Genomic DNA, 16680 nt, shown 5'->3' on the forward strand with positions numbered 1-16680 from the left:
GGTATTAGGTATCATGCTTAGCATGATTACCTAAGCATTATATATTACACACAGCAATGAAAATTTCATCACTTGAGCGAATGTATTACTCTCATTTACTTTTTAAGTCCGTCTGTAAATTGTCTTGTAAATAACTGCAGTAAACTAATTACACGAGAGTATTGCATTCTCGTCGGACCTAAAATTGCAATTGTTCCAAGTTGCTCTTCTCCAATCGAATACGTTGCAGAAATCAGACTGCAATCCTCCATTGCCGTAGAAGAATTTTCTCTACCAATTTTCACTTGAATTCCGACTTGTTTATGACGCAAAATGTCATAAAACGCAGCCTCATTATCAATCATCGTCAGCAAAGATCTTACTTTGTGAATGTCATGGAACTCTGGTTGCGAAAGCATATTTGCTTTTCCTCCAAAGTATATCTTTTCCGATAAAGGGACTTGAAATGTACCATCTAACATTTTTATTGCACTATCGTAATTATGAACATACCCACGCAAGACTGTAACAATCTCTTTAAAGATTTTATTATGAAGTTCTGCCATAGGTATACCAGATAGCTTTTCATTTAAAATATTAACCATTTTTTCTAAATCTGATAAATCAACAGATTCCGGAACGGTAATCGTTTTACTTTGCACATGCCCTGTATCTGTTACAATAATAGCGACTGCTGTTTGACGATCAAGCGGTACAATTTGTACATTTTTAAGTTTATTTGTGCTCAATTTGGGACCAAGAACAATGGCCGTATAATTCGTAAGCTCTGATAAAATTTGAGCTGATTGTTGTGCAATTTTTTCTGCTTCAAAAATTCTTTCAGCAAATAAATCTTTAATTTGTACAATTTCATCGGTCGGTAAGTTTTGCGGCGCTAAAAGATGGTCTACATAAAATCGGTATCCTTTTTCAGAAGGAACACGCCCAGAAGAACTATGCGTTTTTTCAATAAATCCTAATTCTTCTAAATCAGCCATTTCATTTCGAATAGTAGCTGAACTAAACGTAATTTCATCTTTCTTAGCCAACGTCCTCGAACCAACTGGCTGCGCTGATCCAATAAAGTCATCAACAATTGTTTGTAAAATTAAGAGCTGACGTTCCGTAAGCATCTCATCATCACCTCTGTTAGCACTCTTTGTCTTCGAGTGCTAAATCTATTAATAACTTACCAAAATTGACATTCAATTGTCAACGGAAACGTCACGAAATAACAAAAATTTTTCACGCTTATGGCACATTTAATTAATCAATCAAAAATGACTGGAATACTTCATTCCCTAATAGTTTCCCTTTCCTCGTTAAACAAACATGTCCATCTCTGTTTTCAAGTAATCCTTGTTCTTGATTACTTTGTAACTGCTTTGCAAAAACATGGTCCATCTCCACATTAAATTTCTTTTGGAATTCTAACTTAGAAACACCTTTTGTTTTTCGAAGTCCTAAGAACAACTCTTCTTCCATTTTTTCTTTCTCTGTCACTGGATGAACATCTAAATATGGAAATCCTGTCTCATCAATTTTAGTGAAATATTGCTTGAGCGGACCTACATTTTGAATTCGTTCCCCGTTCACATAGCTATGCGCTCCAGCTCCAAATCCATAATACTCTTCATTATTCCAGTATGTGAGATTATGTCTACTTTCATTATTACCTTTTGAGAAGTTACTAATCTCATACTGGTTATAACCATGTTTCTCCATTTCATCCATTACCATTTCGTACATTTTCGCTTCATGGTCTTCACCTGGAAGTCTTAATTTCCCTTTATTCATTAAGTTATAAAATACGGTTTTCGGTTCCACAATTAAGGAATATGCCGAGAAATGTTGTACACCAAGCGTAAAGGCAATGTCTAATGTTTCCTTTACATCTTCTATCGTCTGTCCTGGCAGAGCATAAATTAAATCTACATTAATATTTGTAAAACCAACTTCCTGCGCTTCTCGAATTGCTACGAATGCATCTTCTCTCGTATGCCTGCGTCCAATCTTCTCAAGTAGCTCATCACGAAACGTTTGCACACCAAAACTAATTCGGTTTACTCCACCTTCTAGCAATACGTTCAACTTCTCTTTCGGTAAATCACCTGGATTCGCTTCAAATGTTAATTCACAATTCGGCGCAAATGGACGCAAACGACGGTTAATGATGTCGAGTAGTTTTTTTGTTTGCTCCATATTTAAAGCTGTCGGAGTTCCTCCGCCAACAAAAATCGTTTTCATACTTTCAAACGGTACTTTTTGAACCGTATTTATTATTTCTTTCTCTAAATATTGTAAGTATTGATCAACCGGTTGGCGTTCAATAAATACTTTATTAAAATCACAATAGTGACAAATATGCTGACAAAATGGAATATGAATATATGCAGCTTGTACCAAATATAACTCCTACCTTTCTAAAAAGAAAACCTCCGCACTCCGGAGGATTCTTTACTTCTCTACTGTATTACGGATTTGTTCCATTCGCATTTTTCCCCAATCATACATCATTTCAACGATCGGTAAAAGCGACATACCTAATTCCGTCATATAGTACTCAACACGCGGAGGAATTTCCGGGTATACCGTTCGATCAACAATCCCGTCCTCCATTAACTCTTTCAATTGATTTGACAAAACTTTATGAGAAATGCTCGGGAACAGACGTTGCAATTCACTAAAACGATGCGGACCTTCCACACCTAAGTGCCACAATATCACAACTTTCCACTTCCCACTAATTATAGAAAGCGTCAGTTCCTTTTCGCAATTAAAATTACCTTTTTGTATTTTCTCTCGAATATCTTTTCGAATATTTTCGGACATTAATAGTCTCCTAACTCTATATCAATCACTAAAAAGCTCTCTCACTATTGTAAATGAGAGATGCTAAGATGTCTAAAAAGTAGCATATAAAAAAGAAGCCGAACGAACGGCTTCTACTTTTATCACGATTGGTGCGGGCTAATAATTAGCGAAGAATAGAAAAATCCCCACTAATTATAGTTCACTCCATTAGTTATCATCCATTTTCAGTACAGCCATGAATGCTTCTTGCGGCACTTCTACAGAACCAACAGACTTCATACGTTTTTTACCTTCTTTTTGCTTATCAAGAAGTTTACGCTTACGAGAAATGTCACCACCGTAACATTTTGCAAGTACGTTTTTACGCATCGCCTTAATTGTAGAACGAGATACAACTTTATTTCCGATAGTCGCCTGAATTGGCACTTCAAACTGTTGTCTTGGAATTAATTTCTTTAATTTCTCTACAATTACTTTACCACGGTCATACGCTGAATCACGATGTACAATAAATGATAAAGCATCCACTTGTTCATTATTTAAAAGAATATCCATTTTCACAAGTTTAGATGGTTTATAACCAATTAACTCGTAGTCAAATGATGCATATCCTTTCGTATTTGATTTCAATTGATCGAAGAAATCATATACGATTTCTGATAACGGGATTTCATATGTCAATGTAACACGTGTTTCATCTAAATATTGCATATCAATAAACGTTCCACGTTTCCCTTGGCAAATTTCCATTACAGCTCCAACATAGTCATTCGGAACCATAATTGCAGCCTTCACAAACGGCTCTTCTACACGATCGATAGTCTGTGGATCTGGCATATTAGATGGATTATCAACAATAAAATCTTCACCGTTCGTTAAATACACTTTATAAATAACGCTTGGCGCTGTTGTAATTAAGTCAATCTTGAATTCACGTTCAATACGTTCTTGAATAATCTCCATGTGAAGAAGCCCTAAGAAACCACAACGGAAACCAAAACCTAAAGCTTGAGATGTTTCAGGCTCAAATTCAAGAGCAGAATCATTCAATTCTAGTTTTTCTAACGCATCACGTAAGTCGTTATAACGTGCAGAATCGATTGGATATAAACCACAGAATACCATTGGGTTTAATTTTCGATACCCTTTTAACGGCTCTGCAGCCGGACGTTTCGCATGTGTAATCGTATCACCAACACGTGTATCGCCTACATTTTTAATAGATGCTGCCAAGAAACCTACATCACCTACTGTTAACTCGTCACGTTGCGTCGTTTTCGGTGTAAACACACCTACTTCTGTTACTTCAAATTCTTTTCCAGTTGCCATCATACGTACTTTATCGCCAACTTTTACCGTTCCATTTACAACACGGATATATGCAATTACACCACGGTACGGATCATATAAAGAATCGAAAATCATACATTGTAACGGCTCTTCTGAATCACCTGTTGGAGCTGGTACCTTTTCAACGATTTGTTCTAAAATTTCTTCAATACCAATGCCAGCTTTCGCTGAAGCAAGTACAGCTTCCGATGCATCTAAACCAATTACATCTTCTACCTCTTGACGTACGCGTTCTGGGTCTGCACTTGGTAAGTCGATTTTATTAATAACTGGTAAGATTTCTAAATTATTATCAAGCGCTAAATATACGTTCGCTAATGTTTGCGCCTCAATCCCTTGCGCTGCATCCACTACAAGAATTGCACCTTCACAAGCCGCTAAACTACGAGATACTTCGTACGTAAAGTCGACGTGTCCTGGAGTATCGATTAAGTGAAGAATATACTCTTCACCGTCTTTCGCTTTATACGTTAGTTGTACTGCATTTAATTTAATTGTAATACCACGCTCACGCTCCAACTCCATAGAGTCAAGCAATTGCGCCTTCATTTCGCGCTGTGCCAACGCGTTTGTTTTCTCCAAAATACGGTCTGCCAACGTTGATTTCCCGTGGTCAATGTGAGCAATGATGGAGAAGTTACGAATTTTGGACTGTCTTTTTGCTCTTTCTTCTTTATTCATCTATGTTCTCAACTCCTAATAGTCTCGCCAATATACACTAGCACTGATTATATCAATAGAGCAGCAAAGATTCAATGAAAACTCGTGCTGCTTACAATACAAATCACTCTATCTATATCTTATGCGCACAAACCATAAGAGACAAACCTTTTTCAAATTAAAAGACAGCTCTCTTACAAACATAAGACAACCATCCTTCCCGCTACCCTTAACTAAAAATTCCTTTTATTGCCCCAACAACTATATCCGTTCCAAACTTTGTCATATCACGAGCAACACTTGCTATCGCCATACCGATACCTTCTACAACATTAAAACTTCTTAAGCTTTCTAACTGTTTTTGTTTTTCAATAGCCGAAAACGTCTCTCCCGAAATTTCCGATTCAGCCCCAGCGCCTTCTGTTCCTGTCATATGAGCAATTTGTTCATATGACAGCTGACGATATCCTTTCATACTTTTTAAGCCATGATTAGCAAGTCCCACTCCAGCTATCATCATAAGCAAACATAAGACTGTACCGCATATACATAACAGCGTAAATTGACTCAAGCTATTTCTGCCTCTTTCCATCAATGTGTATATGCCCCTGTATTATCCTGATCAATCTGATGATGCAGTGCTGCATTTAAACCGCTGGCTATTACATTTGCCATATCCTCAATAAACGCATCTACTTCTTTTGGAGTTACCATTAAATTATGACCAAGAGGAGATAACACTTCATAAATTAACTTTCTCTTTTCTTCTTCTTCTAACGTACCAATAGCTCCTAAAAACATATTTCGACTCTTTTCATCCGGCATATCTTCTTCTGTTAATTTTTTCTTTTCTCCAAATGTAAAACCTGCTGGCAATAAAGAGCGTGACGGTTTGTTTCCTTCTTTCAGTTCCCGGCCAAAATGTTTCAAAATAAAATCAATTGTATCACTCGTAATCGAAACAGCATCTACCACAGTTGGCACACCAATTGCGATAACAGGAATACCTAATGTTTCTTTACTTAGTTCCTTACGCTTATTCCCAACACCAGATCCTGGATGAATTCCTGTATCAGAAATTTGTATCGTACTATTTACTCGTTCAATAGAACGCGCAGCTAATGCATCAATTGCGATGACAAAGTCTGGTTTTGTCTTCTCAATAATTCCGTAAATGACATCGCTCGTTTCAATCCCTGTAATTCCCATTACCCCTGGACGAATGGCACTAACAGGTCTAAACCCTTCTTCCACACTTTCAGGCTGCAATTTAAACAAATGTCTCGTCACCAGTACGTTCTCTACAACTATCGGTCCGAGTGCATCCGGCGTTACATTCCAATTCCCAAGACCTACGATTAAACAACTCGCTTCTTTTGAAACTCCAACCTCTTCTAAGAAATAAGAAAATTCTTTTGCAAAAATACGCTCTACCTTTTGCTGAAGTTCCGTATCTTGTTGTCGTATACCTTGCACCTCAAGAGTTAAATAACTTCCAGGTTTTTTCCCCATTGACTCAGATGCAATTTCATCAATAGTTACTTTTGTAATTGTAACTCCCTCTTCTTCCCTCTCTTTTACAATAACTCCCTGTATCCCTTTTTGTTCTTCTTGGCGCTCTTGTAGCATTTGGTGCGCCTCTACAGCAAGGTCAGTTCTAACACTATATTTACTTAAATCTAATGGTTCTTTCATCGTATCTCCTCCGTAATTCATAGTAAATATCGTTAGATTTCCCCAAGTTATATTAGGTCATTCTTTCCTTTACGTGAAATTTCATTGATATACTATTGCAATTCTCTTCACCGTTTGATAAAATATCACTTGTTCTATGTAAGAATCGAGTCATTCGATTGCACCAGGGAGGTGAAAAGTATGGCAAACATCAAATCTGCTATCAAACGCGCTAAACTTAGCGAAGAGCGTCGTTCACATAACGCTTCTATCAAGTCTGACATGCGTACTGCTGTTAAAACTGTAGAAACTTTAGTTACTAATAACGATCTTGAAAATGCTAAAGAAGCTTTCAAAACTGCTTCTAAAAAACTTGACAAAGCAGCTCGTAAAGGTCTTATCCACCAAAACGCTGCAGCTCGTCAAAAATCTCGCTTAGCGAAACAAGTAAACGCGTAAGGCGTTTAAAAAACGATCCATTCGGATCGTTTTTTATATACACAAAAAAGTTCACGTACTAAGTACGTGAACTTTTTTGTGTCACTACATATGATTTAACCGCATTAAGAAAAACTCAAGCACAAGTTTCTTATCCATCTTTCCAGTCTTCATACTATAATCAGCTTCCGCCAATTCTATAATAACTTTTTTTAATTCTTCAAAAGAGAAAAACTTCGTTTGATTCATCGCCAACTTTACCCGGTACGGATGTACACCCATATGGGACGCGATTTGATTTTGTCCGTAACCACGCTGTTGCAACTCTTTCACTTGATGCAGCAAGCGGAACTGACTTACTAATAAAGCGAGCAGTTTAATCGGTTCTTCCTGCTGTGTAAATAATCCGTCTAAAATTTGCATCGCACCAGCGATATCTTTTTTCACCACTTTTTCTGTTAAAGCAAACACGTTTTGCTCAACAGATTTCGGCACAAGTTCCGTGACAAGTTTTGGCGTAATTTCTCCGCCCATACCGACGTATAACGTTAACTTGTCCATTTCCTTCGCCAACATTGTTACATTACTTCCCACAAGCTCTAACAATAAACTAACAGCTGCATTATCAATATGCACATGCACCTCATCCGCACGAGAAACAATCCACTTCTGAACATCCTGCACTTGCATCGCATTTGCTTCTATTACATCCGCTGTTTTCTTTAATAGTTTTGTAATTTTTTTTCGTTCGTCTAATTTTTCATAAGGCGCAACAAAAACAAGAATAGAAAAAGGAGATGGCTCCCCAATATATTCTTCTAAAATTTTTATATTTTGTTCTAATTTTTCTTTTTGTGCCGTTAAAAATAGTGGTGATTTTATTAATATAACTTTACGCTCTCCAAAAAAAGGAAGCGTATGCGCATCCTCAACTACATCTTCTAAATACGCTTCTTCCAAATCGTATGTCACAACATTAAACTCTCGATCTTCCTCTTCAAGCGCGTACGTTGTAATAAGCTTTATCGTTTCATTTATAAAATAAGCTTCCGTTCCATACAGTACATACAACGGAGCGAACTGTTTCTTTTTAATCTTCTTATGTATATCACTCATATTTTTTCCTACTCCCTAACTTAGCAATATATATTTATACTAATGCCCTAGCTTTTGTTTTACAAGTACAAAGGGACGGTCTTTATAACCCGCCCCTTTATTTATATAAAACGCCACGCAATAAGCCCCGGATTTCTTATTGGTGTGCGGTAATCACCTTCCCTTTATTATTTACAATAATAATCTTAGTATAAGTGCCAACTGTTAACATGATTGGAAATGAAAAATTCACGCTACTTAACTAACTAGAAAAAGTATACAAATACTCTATTTCACTTCATATGGAAATTGTAGATTTTTTTCTGACAATATTTTATACTAAAATGGAATGTTGGGGAGGGATTCTAAATGAATGATTTTGAACAAAACGTTCAAAGTAAACGCAATGACGCTATTGATTCAGGGGTAGGATTTATCGTCTCATTTGGTTTTTTCGCAACACTTTTCATTATTGCAACTGTTATTAAATTCATCGGTTCTTAAAGGCTGCTGCTTAACGGCAGTCTTCTTTTTTTCATCTTCTATGTGTTTCATCATATGTGATTTTACTTTGAAAGGTTCCTTTTTCTCCATTAAAAACATAGGAAATAGCACCTTGCTTATCCGTACGCCATATATCAATACCCATCTTCTTAAAACGCTCTATAACTTCCTTATGCGGGTGCCCATACCTATTACGCTCCCCCACAGAAATAATCGCTACAGCAGGCTGTACAAGGCTTAAAAATGGATCTGTAGACGATGTTTTACTCCCATGGTGGGCAACTTTTAAAATATTAGCCCGCAAATCAGGATATGTTGATACTATAAACTTTTCTCCTTCTTCTTCTAGATCACCCGTAAATAGCCATGTTAGTCCCCCTAGTCTGGCCCATAGTACAATCGAAGAGTCATTTTCTCCCTTTTCTTTCCCCTTTGGAGCTAATACGAAAAATTCCGCTTCATTTACCCTCCAACCTTCCCCTTCTCCTACTACACTTATCTTCATGCTCTTTTCTAACGCCTTTTTCTTCACCACTTTTTCCAATACAGCATCTTGTTCCTTTCTCCCAAATACAACTTCTTTTACAATAATAGATGACAGCAAATCCAGCGCAGCACCTATATGATCCGCATCTCCGTGCGTTACAATTAATTTATCAATCGTTTTTATACCTTCTTTTTGTAAAAAAGGAACAAGAATATCATGCCCAACAGAAAATTCATGCTTTTTCTGTTGCCACGCTTCCTTCTTGACAGGAAGGGCTCCTCCTGTATCAATAAGATAAACCTCTTTATCGTATGGAAGACGAATTAATATCGCATCTCCCTGTCCAACATCAAGAAATGTAACACTCCCACTTTCGCGAAAATATGGATATACATAATGACAAGTACTAATAAAAAGAAACACACCCACAACTATGCACAAATTTTTTTTCGTTATTACCCTTTCCCAAATCACAAATATACTAACGATACTAAAACAATATATAGCCACAAGAAATAAAGGAGTTTGACCAAAAGTAAGTCGGATGAAAGGGAAACTTTCACAGTAACTTAGAAAATCATTAGAAATGGTTAAACATAGTGAAAGTACATATGCAATTCCTTTTGCGAAAAATGGAATAACCGGCATACATATAAGAATAATGATGCTACACGGCAATACAATAATGGATAGAAAAGGAACATATATAAGATTGAGGAAAATGCTATAAGGAGAAAAATAACCAAAATGATATAACAAGATGGGGGTACTAGCGAGCTGTGAAATTATAGAAATGTAAATAGAATTTCGAACTATCCCATTACTACGCCCTAATAATATCGGCGCAGATAGTAGTAAAGAAAAACTACCTACAAATGAGAATTGAAATCCAATGTTGAAAATAAGATACGGATCGTATATAAGCATACATATAGCTGTTATACTTAAGGCGTCTAGACTAGATAAGCGAACAGAGCACATGAAAGCTACCAATAATAAAACTCCTGTTATAGAAGCCCTCACAACAGATGGCGACGCCCCAGCTATGATCATATACAGAGGAATGCAAACTATAAGGCATACTGTTGCTGTCTCTTTCGTCACACCACTTCTTAGCAAAACAAAATACATTATAACCATTAATAGTACGATATGCGATCCTGAAATTGCTAACAAATGTATAAGACCAAATTGTTGATATTGCTCTTCTACTTCAAACGTCATTTGTTGTCGATCTCCAAATAATAATGCGTTCATAAATGCACCTGATTGTTCCGGGAACATTTCTGTAACTTTCGAGATTGTTTGTTGCCTGAGAAGGAAAATCCATTGCACGAGTGACAACGATGTTTTGTGACATTCAGAAATGTATGTCACATCAAATATAAAATGTATTTTTTGCTGATATAAATAATTACGATAATCAAAAACATGAAAATTCCGGGCAGTTTGTGGTTCTTTCACCTCCCCTTTAAATGTACACGATATACCTACATGTAATTGTTGCAACTGCTTCTTTTCCGAAGCAGATTGTATTTTATAATTTAACTGCACTAAGTTTTTATTCTGATCTTCAATTTGAAAAGAGAGACGATCCCCATTAATTAGAGGTGTATTTTGCACGACCCCTCGTGTAACTTCATAGGACTCCCCTAGCGGCTTATTTAGACTCTGAACATACGCGGTGTACATAACGCCACTAAAACACGCTATTATACAAAATATGAAGGTTTTACGCGAAGTACGATATAAACAAAATAAAACATAACAAACGAAACAACAAGCAGCCAACAAATGCGATGCGGAAAAGGTAATTGCAATCCCAATTATAAACGAGATTGCAACATAGCCCCATTGCCCATTCAACTCATACTCACTCCTTATAGCATCATTTTCGCTTTAGTGAATACACGCTGTAATTCTTCCATTGATAAATTATCTTTTTCTAAAGCTGCGAATAATTCCTTTAGCTGTAAATGACGCCCTTGTTCCTCTAGCGATGTAATATCGTATTCTAGCGGAACGTGCTTTACTGTTACACTCGCTTGTTCAAATAACTCTACGGCATACGGATGATTTTTATAGTCCTGTGCATAATAAACCGCTGTAACACCACTTTGAATAATCGCCTTACAGCACTGCAAACAAGGAAAATGTGTGACATAAATTTCCGCTTCCTCTGTTTTTGCACCAAATTTCGCACATTGCAATAAAGCATTCATTTCAGCATGAATTGTACGAACGCAATGATTATCAATGACATAGCAACCATCGTCTATACAATGCACACCACCTTTAATTGAACCGTTATATCCACCAGCAATAATTCGTTTATCACGAACGATTGTCGCTCCTACCGCAAGCCTTGTACATGTACTACGTAAAGATAGTAGATGGCTTTGCGTCATAAAATATTGATCCCATGAAATTCGTTCCATATTTTTCACCTTCTTTTTTGTCTACTTGTAGTGTAGCGAAAAAAGAAAAACTTCGTCAATCTTTTATGGAATAATAATTTGATCTTTTATTTTCTCTAAAGACTTCGCACCAATCCCATCAATTTCTAATAAATCTTCTATTTTCTGAAACAGACCATGTTCTTCTCGATATTTCAAAATACTTTCCGCTTTCCGAGAACCAATGCCTGTTATTTTTTCAAGTTGCTCTTTAGAAGCTGTATTTATTTGCACTTTACCCTCGCTTTTTGAAAAAGTAGCCCCTTCTTGCACTGGCTCATTCTTGTTAGGAACATAAAGAAGCATTTGGTCTTGGACCATTTGCGCCAAATTCACTTTCTTCACATCTGCATCCGGCAACAAACCACCAGCTTTTTCAACCGCCTCCTTCACCCGGTCCCCTTCCTTCATTTCATACACACCCTCTTTAAAAACCGCCCCTTTCACATCAATTATAATTATTTTTTTCTGCTCCTTTGCATCCAATACTTTCGGTTTACTTTTTTTCTCCACATCTTTCACTTGAACTTCCGTTGTAACGAGCGATCGCTCTGTTTGCTGATTCGTTTTCCAGAAAAAAAGAAAAATCAAAGTGCCAATAATAACCACTAATCCCAACCATTTTTTCGGAAAATCCCACATCATTTTACACCTCTAATCATAAATTTATAACATCATTCATATTGTTTAGGAGAAAGCTGTTACGAAGGAGGGATGAAACATTGAACATAGGAATTATAGGGACAGGGAACATGGGGAGTATACTAATCGATGCATTTTTAGAAACCCGTGCTGTCAAACCTTCGTGCCTTACTATTATTAATCGGACGCCTGCCAAAGCATATCATATAAAAGAAAAATACCCTTCTGTTCATATAGCCAAAACAATCCAAGAGGTAATCGAACAATCCCAGCTTATTTTCATTTGCGTAAAACCGATAGATATATACCCTATTCTACAAAAATACGCTGACCATTTTTCAGACGAAGATTGCTTAGTTTCTATCACAAGCCCCATATCTCCATCACAATTAGAAACACTTATACCTTGCCACGTCGCTCGTATCATTCCAAGCATCACAAACCGCGCCTTATCCGGCGCATCACTATTTACATTTGGAAATAGCTGCTCTCTAGAATGGCAACAAAAACTACTTCGTCTATTCAAAAACATTTCTACTCCCCTTGTTATAGAAGAAGATATAACGCGCGTTTCATCTGATATAGCAAGCTGCGGCCCTGCTTTTTTTAGTTATTTATTACAATGTTTCATTAACGCTGCTGTAGATAAAACAAATATTACACATGAAGAAGCCACTACTTTAGTAAGTGAAATGGTCATTGGAATGGGGAAATTACTTGAAAAAAAAATTTTCACATTACCTACTTTACAAGAAAAGGTATGCGTTAAAGGCGGTGTTACAGGAGAAGGTATTCGTATTTTAGAAGAGCACGTTGGGGATATGTTTCATAAATTAATCGAACGGACACATGAGAAATTTGATGAAGATTTAAAATGCGTTGAGCAGCAATTCAATAAACACACATAATAAATACGCCATCGTAATCCCAAACCCTTTTTATTAATACTTATCTTTTTCATACTACATTTTCACTAAAACTAGCATTTTTACACTTTACACATATCATCTTTTTATTTTTCTAGAACTAAAACTACATCTTTTCTATAAAACAAAAGCAACCTTATCGGTTGCTTTTCTTTTATCCATTCTTCTTCGCCATAAAAAAGATGCGCTCTGTTTGTTCTGTCACTTCAATTCGTTCAAAGTCACCTGTGACGCGAAGCACTGTAAACCCAGCTTCTTCAAGCCATTTTGTTAACACTTCAACTGAATACGCACGTTGCACGTGACATTCGTCAAAACGATGATACACATCTTCTTCTGAATCTTGTACAAAGAATGTCAAATCATGTTCCACACTATCTGATTCTTCTCCAGGGAAGCAGTTCCAAATAAGTGATATTTCTTCGCCGTTCACTGTATATGTTTCATTTTGAAATACGTGATGTATTTTATATAAAGAGTGTACATCGAATAAAAACAAGCCATCCTGACGTAAATGGTGGAAAACTCTTCTAAATGTTTCTTGCACTCCATCTTCTTGCAACACATAATTTAATGAGTCACAAAAGATTGTCACACAATCAAATTCACCAGGAACATCGAGTTCTCTCATGTCTTGTTGGTAAAAAGGAATAAAATAGCCTTCTCCCCCCAATTTTTGCTGCGCGACAGTTAACATTTCTTCCGAAAGATCTACACCAATTAAGTCATAACCTTTTCGCACAAGCGGAAGTGTTACGTTACCAGTTCCACATGCTACGTCAAGGATTCTTGCCTCTTTCATAGATGCCTGTTGTAAACTTTCCTCTGTGAATTCCACCCATTTATCATAAGGGACATCATTCATCAGTTCGTCATACAGCAAAGCAAATTGTTCGTATTTCATTGATCTAGCTCATCTGCAATATCTTCACGCGGCACATCGCCCCATAGACGCTCTAAATTATAGTGATTACGCTCATCTTTATGGAATACATGAGCAACCACATCACCAAGGTCTACTAAAACCCAACGCGCTTCATCAAAGCCTTCCATACGTTGTACGTTAATTTCGAACTCATGTGCCTTCGCTTTAATTTCACGTGCAATTGCTTGTACTTGCTTGTCTGAATTTCCGTGACAAATAATAAAATAGTCTGCAATCGGTGAAATACCTTGCATATTTAGTACAACCATATCTTCTGCTCTCTTATCATCAGCTGCTTTTGCCGCTAATACTAATAACTCTTTATCTTTCATTTATTAATTTCCTCCTTGATAACTTCATTGTATGTTTGGAATGTTAATGGATAAATCGTTTGATCTTTTTCCATTAAAAATTGAATTGTTCGCTTTAAAGCAAACAGTAAAGCTTGATTTATATCTTTATATGCGAGTTTCCTCGCTTCTTCCACACCAGGAAACTTACGTCCTGGTTCAATGTAATCTGCTACATAAATAACTTTATCTAACATTGTCATTTTTTCATGACCACTTGTATGATATGTAATAGCTTGTAGAATTTCAGGATCAGTAATGCCTACTTCTTTTTCTACTAAGTATGCCCCAACAGGTGCATGCCATAACTCTTTGTTATAGTGCAGTAGATCCTTTGGCAAAGCTTCTCCCTTAATAATCTCTTCCATTTCTGGAATCGCTCTACATTTTGCATAATCGTGAAATATAGCAGCCGTCTCTGCCTTTTTCTCATCTACACCATATAATCGGGCAAGTTCAATCGCTGTTTCCATTACACCAACCGTGTGTATATAACGTTTTTCATGCATTTGTTGTTTGACAATACTAAGTGCTTCCTCACGATTCATACAACCCATTCCTCTCGATATATACCTGTACTTTTTCGGGGAGTAAATATTTGCACGTTTTCTTCGTCATATATCTCTCACGTAACAGAGAAGAAGAAACTGCAAACTCCGGAATTTCCACTTTTACGATATCATAAGGCGTATGTAATGTATAACCTGGTCTTGCAACTCCAACGAAAGTCACAAGCTTAAGTAACTTTTCAATGTTATACCACTTCGGCAAATACTCAACCATGTCTCCGCCAATAATAAAGTGAAACTGCACATCCGGATACTTCTCCGTTAATTGTACCATAGTATCGTACGTATAAGATGGGCCTTCTCTGTCTAGCTCTTCTAAACAAATTGAAAAGTATGCTTCTTCCTCAATCGCTATTTGCAGCATATTTAATCGACTTTTCACACTCGTAATGTTACGTCCTTGCTTGTGCGGTGGAACTTGATTCGGCAAAAACCATACCTCTTCCAACCCTAAAGCATGATACACTTCATTTGCAATTAACAAATGCCCATTATGAGGTGGATCAAACGTGCCACCAATAATGCCAATTTTTCTCAAAAGAAACGCTCCTTCCTTTTACATACAGCCACTCTCCCCATACAAATTCGAAGAGAGCCCACTGTTAATAAAAGTTCAATTGGTTTCGCTTTCTACATATCAAGCGTCCATTACGAAATAACTCACGTATATCTTTTATCGAGGAAGCTTAATCTGCTTATTTTCTCTTGATTCTTTGTATAAAACAATTGTGCTTCCGATTACTTGAACGATTTCAGCTCGTGCACCTTGTGCAAGCTCTTCTGCAACTTCACTACGATCAAATTCACAGTTTTGTAATACGCTCACTTTAAATAGTTCACGAACTTCTAATGCTTCTCCAATTTGTTTCACCATATTTTCATTCACGCCACCTTTTCCAACTTGAAAAATCGGTGTTAAATGATGTGCCTTTGCACGTAAAAATCTTTTTTGTTTTCCTGTTAACATATAATTAGCCTCCAAGCTCTCTCATTACTAATTGTTTCATTCTATCAATATTCGGCACACACCCTGTCCACATTTCAAACGCAAGCGCACCTTGATAAACGAACATATCGATTCCATTTTGAATTATTGCACCTTGTTCTTTCGCATCGCCTAAAATTTTCGTCTCAAATGGATTATAAATAATATCAGAAACAATCGTTCCTTGTTTCAATGAACGAATTTCCAGCGGCGTATACTCAACATGTGGATGCATACCTATCGTTGTTGTTTGGATGATAATATCATATTCCCCTTGATTTTCTGCTGCACATTCTAACGATAGAGCATGCGAATTAACATTTGCCATGCACCCAGAGATAAGGTTTTTCGCCTTATCTCTCGTACGATTAGCAATATCAATTTCTTTCACACCTACATCGGCAAGCGAGAAGTAAATAGCTCGGCTAGCACCACCTGCACCGATTAATAAAATACGTTTCTCTTGAAGTGGATCTTCACTAATTGACTGCAGGGCACGAACAAAACCAATTCCATCTGTATTATACCCAATCAATTTTCCATCTCGATGAACTACTGTATTTACCGCACCGATTTGCCTTGCTAACGGGGCAATCTCATCCAAGTACTCCATAATTGCAACTTTGTGCGGAGTCGTTACATTAAATCCTGAAATACCTAATGCTTTCAAACCTTTTACTGCTTCCCCTAGCGCTTCTTCTTCTACAAGAAACGCATGGTAATGGGCATCCATATTCAAGTGTTCAAATGCATCGTTATGCATAACGGGTGATAATGAATGTCCAATTGGATTTCCGATTACACCATATAATTGTTTCATAAATCC

At 36.8% G+C, this 16680-nt stretch carries 19 protein-coding genes; 3 read left to right on the forward strand and 16 right to left on the reverse strand.

The annotated features are described in order from the left end of the window. Positions 1–95: 95 nt before the first annotated feature. The 6 genes from hrcA to gpr all read right to left on the reverse strand — a co-directional run bounded on the left by hrcA (position 96) and on the right by gpr (position 6498). Positions 96–1112: a heat-inducible transcriptional repressor HrcA gene (gene hrcA, locus JFT95_RS19225; RefSeq protein ID WP_002015201.1), complete on the reverse strand. Its 1017-nt coding sequence runs from the start codon at positions 1110–1112 to the stop codon at positions 96–98. A gap of 133 nt (positions 1113–1245) precedes the next feature. Continuing rightward, on the reverse strand, positions 1246–2385 hold the full coding sequence (gene hemW / locus JFT95_RS19230; protein ID WP_002015202.1) for a radical SAM family heme chaperone HemW: 1140 nt from the start codon (positions 2383–2385) through the stop codon (positions 1246–1248). Between the two features lie 51 nt (positions 2386–2436). Continuing rightward, positions 2437–2811, reverse strand: coding sequence for a winged helix-turn-helix transcriptional regulator (locus JFT95_RS19235; protein ID WP_002015203.1), 375 nt, complete (start codon positions 2809–2811; stop codon positions 2437–2439). A 189-nt stretch (positions 2812–3000) separates the two neighbouring features. After that, complete coding sequence (gene lepA, locus JFT95_RS19240) at positions 3001–4824, reverse strand: elongation factor 4 (RefSeq protein WP_002015204.1); 1824 nt, start codon at positions 4822–4824, stop codon at positions 3001–3003. Positions 4825–5032: 208 nt separating this feature from the next. Next, the gene (locus JFT95_RS19245) at positions 5033–5395 is read right to left on the reverse strand and encodes a DUF3679 domain-containing protein (RefSeq protein ID WP_063607626.1); all 363 of its coding nucleotides are present in this window, start codon (positions 5393–5395) and stop codon (positions 5033–5035) included. Further along, positions 5395–6498: a GPR endopeptidase gene (gene gpr / locus JFT95_RS19250; protein WP_002088693.1), complete on the reverse strand. Its 1104-nt coding sequence runs from the start codon at positions 6496–6498 to the stop codon at positions 5395–5397. The genes JFT95_RS19245 and gpr overlap by 1 nt, the downstream gene beginning before the upstream one ends. A 180-nt stretch (positions 6499–6678) precedes the next feature. On the opposite strand from gpr, the gene rpsT reads away from it, so the two are divergent. Continuing rightward, complete coding sequence (gene rpsT, locus JFT95_RS19255; protein WP_002088694.1) at positions 6679–6936, forward strand: 30S ribosomal protein S20; 258 nt, start codon at positions 6679–6681, stop codon at positions 6934–6936. 84 nt (positions 6937–7020) lie between these two features. On the opposite strand, the gene holA is transcribed toward rpsT, so the two are convergent. Next, on the reverse strand, positions 7021–8031 hold the full coding sequence (gene holA / locus JFT95_RS19260) for a DNA polymerase III subunit delta (protein ID WP_201052971.1): 1011 nt from the start codon (positions 8029–8031) through the stop codon (positions 7021–7023). A 348-nt stretch (positions 8032–8379) separates the two neighbouring features. On the opposite strand from holA, the gene JFT95_RS19265 reads away from it, so the two are divergent. Then, the gene (locus JFT95_RS19265) at positions 8380–8514 is read left to right on the forward strand and encodes a YqzM family protein (protein ID WP_000997609.1); all 135 of its coding nucleotides are present in this window, start codon (positions 8380–8382) and stop codon (positions 8512–8514) included. Positions 8515–8545: 31 nt separating this feature from the next. Here the strand turns inward: JFT95_RS19265 and JFT95_RS19270 are convergent, their stop codons facing one another. The 3 genes from JFT95_RS19270 to JFT95_RS19280 form a co-directional block, all read right to left on the reverse strand. Then, a complete protein-coding gene (locus tag JFT95_RS19270; RefSeq protein WP_201052972.1) occupies positions 8546–10867 on the reverse strand; it encodes a DNA internalization-related competence protein ComEC/Rec2 in 2322 nt (773 codons plus the stop codon). Positions 10868–10881: 14 nt separating this feature from the next. Next, positions 10882–11439 carry a ComE operon protein 2 gene (locus JFT95_RS19275; RefSeq protein WP_201052973.1) on the reverse strand — a complete coding sequence of 186 codons (558 nt, stop codon included), beginning with the start codon at positions 11437–11439 and terminating at the stop codon, positions 10882–10884. 63 nt (positions 11440–11502) lie between these two features. Then, entirely contained in the window at positions 11503–12102 is a 600-nt protein-coding gene (locus tag JFT95_RS19280) for a helix-hairpin-helix domain-containing protein (protein WP_002015211.1), read from the reverse strand. A gap of 77 nt (positions 12103–12179) precedes the next feature. Between JFT95_RS19280 and comER the strand changes: the two genes are divergently transcribed. After that, a complete protein-coding gene (gene comER / locus JFT95_RS19285) occupies positions 12180–13007 on the forward strand; it encodes a late competence protein ComER (RefSeq protein WP_201052974.1) in 828 nt (275 codons plus the stop codon). Between the two features lie 172 nt (positions 13008–13179). Here the strand turns inward: comER and JFT95_RS19290 are convergent, their stop codons facing one another. From JFT95_RS19290 to aroE, 6 genes are all read right to left on the reverse strand, one after another. After that, positions 13180–13929 carry a class I SAM-dependent DNA methyltransferase gene (locus tag JFT95_RS19290; protein WP_002088700.1) on the reverse strand — a complete coding sequence of 250 codons (750 nt, stop codon included), beginning with the start codon at positions 13927–13929 and terminating at the stop codon, positions 13180–13182. Further along, a complete protein-coding gene (gene rsfS, locus JFT95_RS19295; protein ID WP_000653209.1) occupies positions 13926–14282 on the reverse strand; it encodes a ribosome silencing factor in 357 nt (118 codons plus the stop codon). Before rsfS ends, JFT95_RS19290 begins: the two co-directional genes overlap by 4 nt. Further along, complete coding sequence (gene yqeK, locus JFT95_RS19300) at positions 14279–14848, reverse strand: bis(5'-nucleosyl)-tetraphosphatase (symmetrical) YqeK (RefSeq protein ID WP_002129163.1); 570 nt, start codon at positions 14846–14848, stop codon at positions 14279–14281. Before yqeK ends, rsfS begins: the two co-directional genes overlap by 4 nt. Then, positions 14838–15407, reverse strand: coding sequence for a nicotinate-nucleotide adenylyltransferase (locus JFT95_RS19305; protein WP_002015218.1), 570 nt, complete (start codon positions 15405–15407; stop codon positions 14838–14840). The genes yqeK and JFT95_RS19305 overlap by 11 nt, the downstream gene beginning before the upstream one ends. Positions 15408–15542: 135 nt before the next feature. After that, positions 15543–15836: a ribosome assembly RNA-binding protein YhbY gene (gene yhbY / locus JFT95_RS19310; protein WP_002015220.1), complete on the reverse strand. Its 294-nt coding sequence runs from the start codon at positions 15834–15836 to the stop codon at positions 15543–15545. 4 nt (positions 15837–15840) lie between these two features. Next, the gene (aroE, locus tag JFT95_RS19315) at positions 15841–16674 is read right to left on the reverse strand and encodes a shikimate dehydrogenase (protein ID WP_002015222.1); all 834 of its coding nucleotides are present in this window, start codon (positions 16672–16674) and stop codon (positions 15841–15843) included. Between the last annotated feature and the right edge of the window lie 6 nt (positions 16675–16680).

The organism is Bacillus sp. TH17 (assembly GCF_016651125.1).
Taxonomy (GTDB): domain Bacteria; phylum Bacillota; class Bacilli; order Bacillales; family Bacillaceae_G; genus Bacillus_A; species Bacillus_A mycoides.

Bases quoted from the DNA above. Each gene is read 5' to 3' on its own strand.
- hrcA (WP_002015201.1), bottom strand. From the start codon at position 1,112: ATGCTTACGGAACGTCAGCTCTTAATTTTACAAACAATTGTTGATGAC.
- JFT95_RS19235 (WP_002015203.1), bottom strand. From the start codon at position 2,811: ATGTCCGAAAATATTCGAAAAGATATTCGAGAGAAAATACAAAAAGGT.
- lepA (WP_002015204.1), bottom strand. From the start codon at position 4,824: ATGAATAAAGAAGAAAGAGCAAAAAGACAGTCCAAAATTCGTAACTTC.
- JFT95_RS19245 (WP_063607626.1), bottom strand. From the start codon at position 5,395: ATGGAAAGAGGCAGAAATAGCTTGAGTCAATTTACGCTGTTATGTATA.
- gpr (WP_002088693.1), bottom strand. From the start codon at position 6,498: ATGAAAGAACCATTAGATTTAAGTAAATATAGTGTTAGAACTGACCTT.
- rpsT (WP_002088694.1), top strand. From the start codon at position 6,679: ATGGCAAACATCAAATCTGCTATCAAACGCGCTAAACTTAGCGAAGAG.
- holA (WP_201052971.1), bottom strand. From the start codon at position 8,031: ATGAGTGATATACATAAGAAGATTAAAAAGAAACAGTTCGCTCCGTTG.
- JFT95_RS19265 (WP_000997609.1), top strand. From the start codon at position 8,380: ATGAATGATTTTGAACAAAACGTTCAAAGTAAACGCAATGACGCTATT.
- JFT95_RS19275 (WP_201052973.1), bottom strand. From the start codon at position 11,439: ATGGAACGAATTTCATGGGATCAATATTTTATGACGCAAAGCCATCTA.
- JFT95_RS19280 (WP_002015211.1), bottom strand. From the start codon at position 12,102: ATGATGTGGGATTTTCCGAAAAAATGGTTGGGATTAGTGGTTATTATT.
- JFT95_RS19290 (WP_002088700.1), bottom strand. From the start codon at position 13,929: ATGAAATACGAACAATTTGCTTTGCTGTATGACGAACTGATGAATGAT.
- rsfS (WP_000653209.1), bottom strand. From the start codon at position 14,282: ATGAAAGATAAAGAGTTATTAGTATTAGCGGCAAAAGCAGCTGATGAT.
- yqeK (WP_002129163.1), bottom strand. From the start codon at position 14,848: ATGAATCGTGAGGAAGCACTTAGTATTGTCAAACAACAAATGCATGAA.
- yhbY (WP_002015220.1), bottom strand. From the start codon at position 15,836: ATGTTAACAGGAAAACAAAAAAGATTTTTACGTGCAAAGGCACATCAT.
- aroE (WP_002015222.1), bottom strand. From the start codon at position 16,674: ATGAAACAATTATATGGTGTAATCGGAAATCCAATTGGACATTCATTA.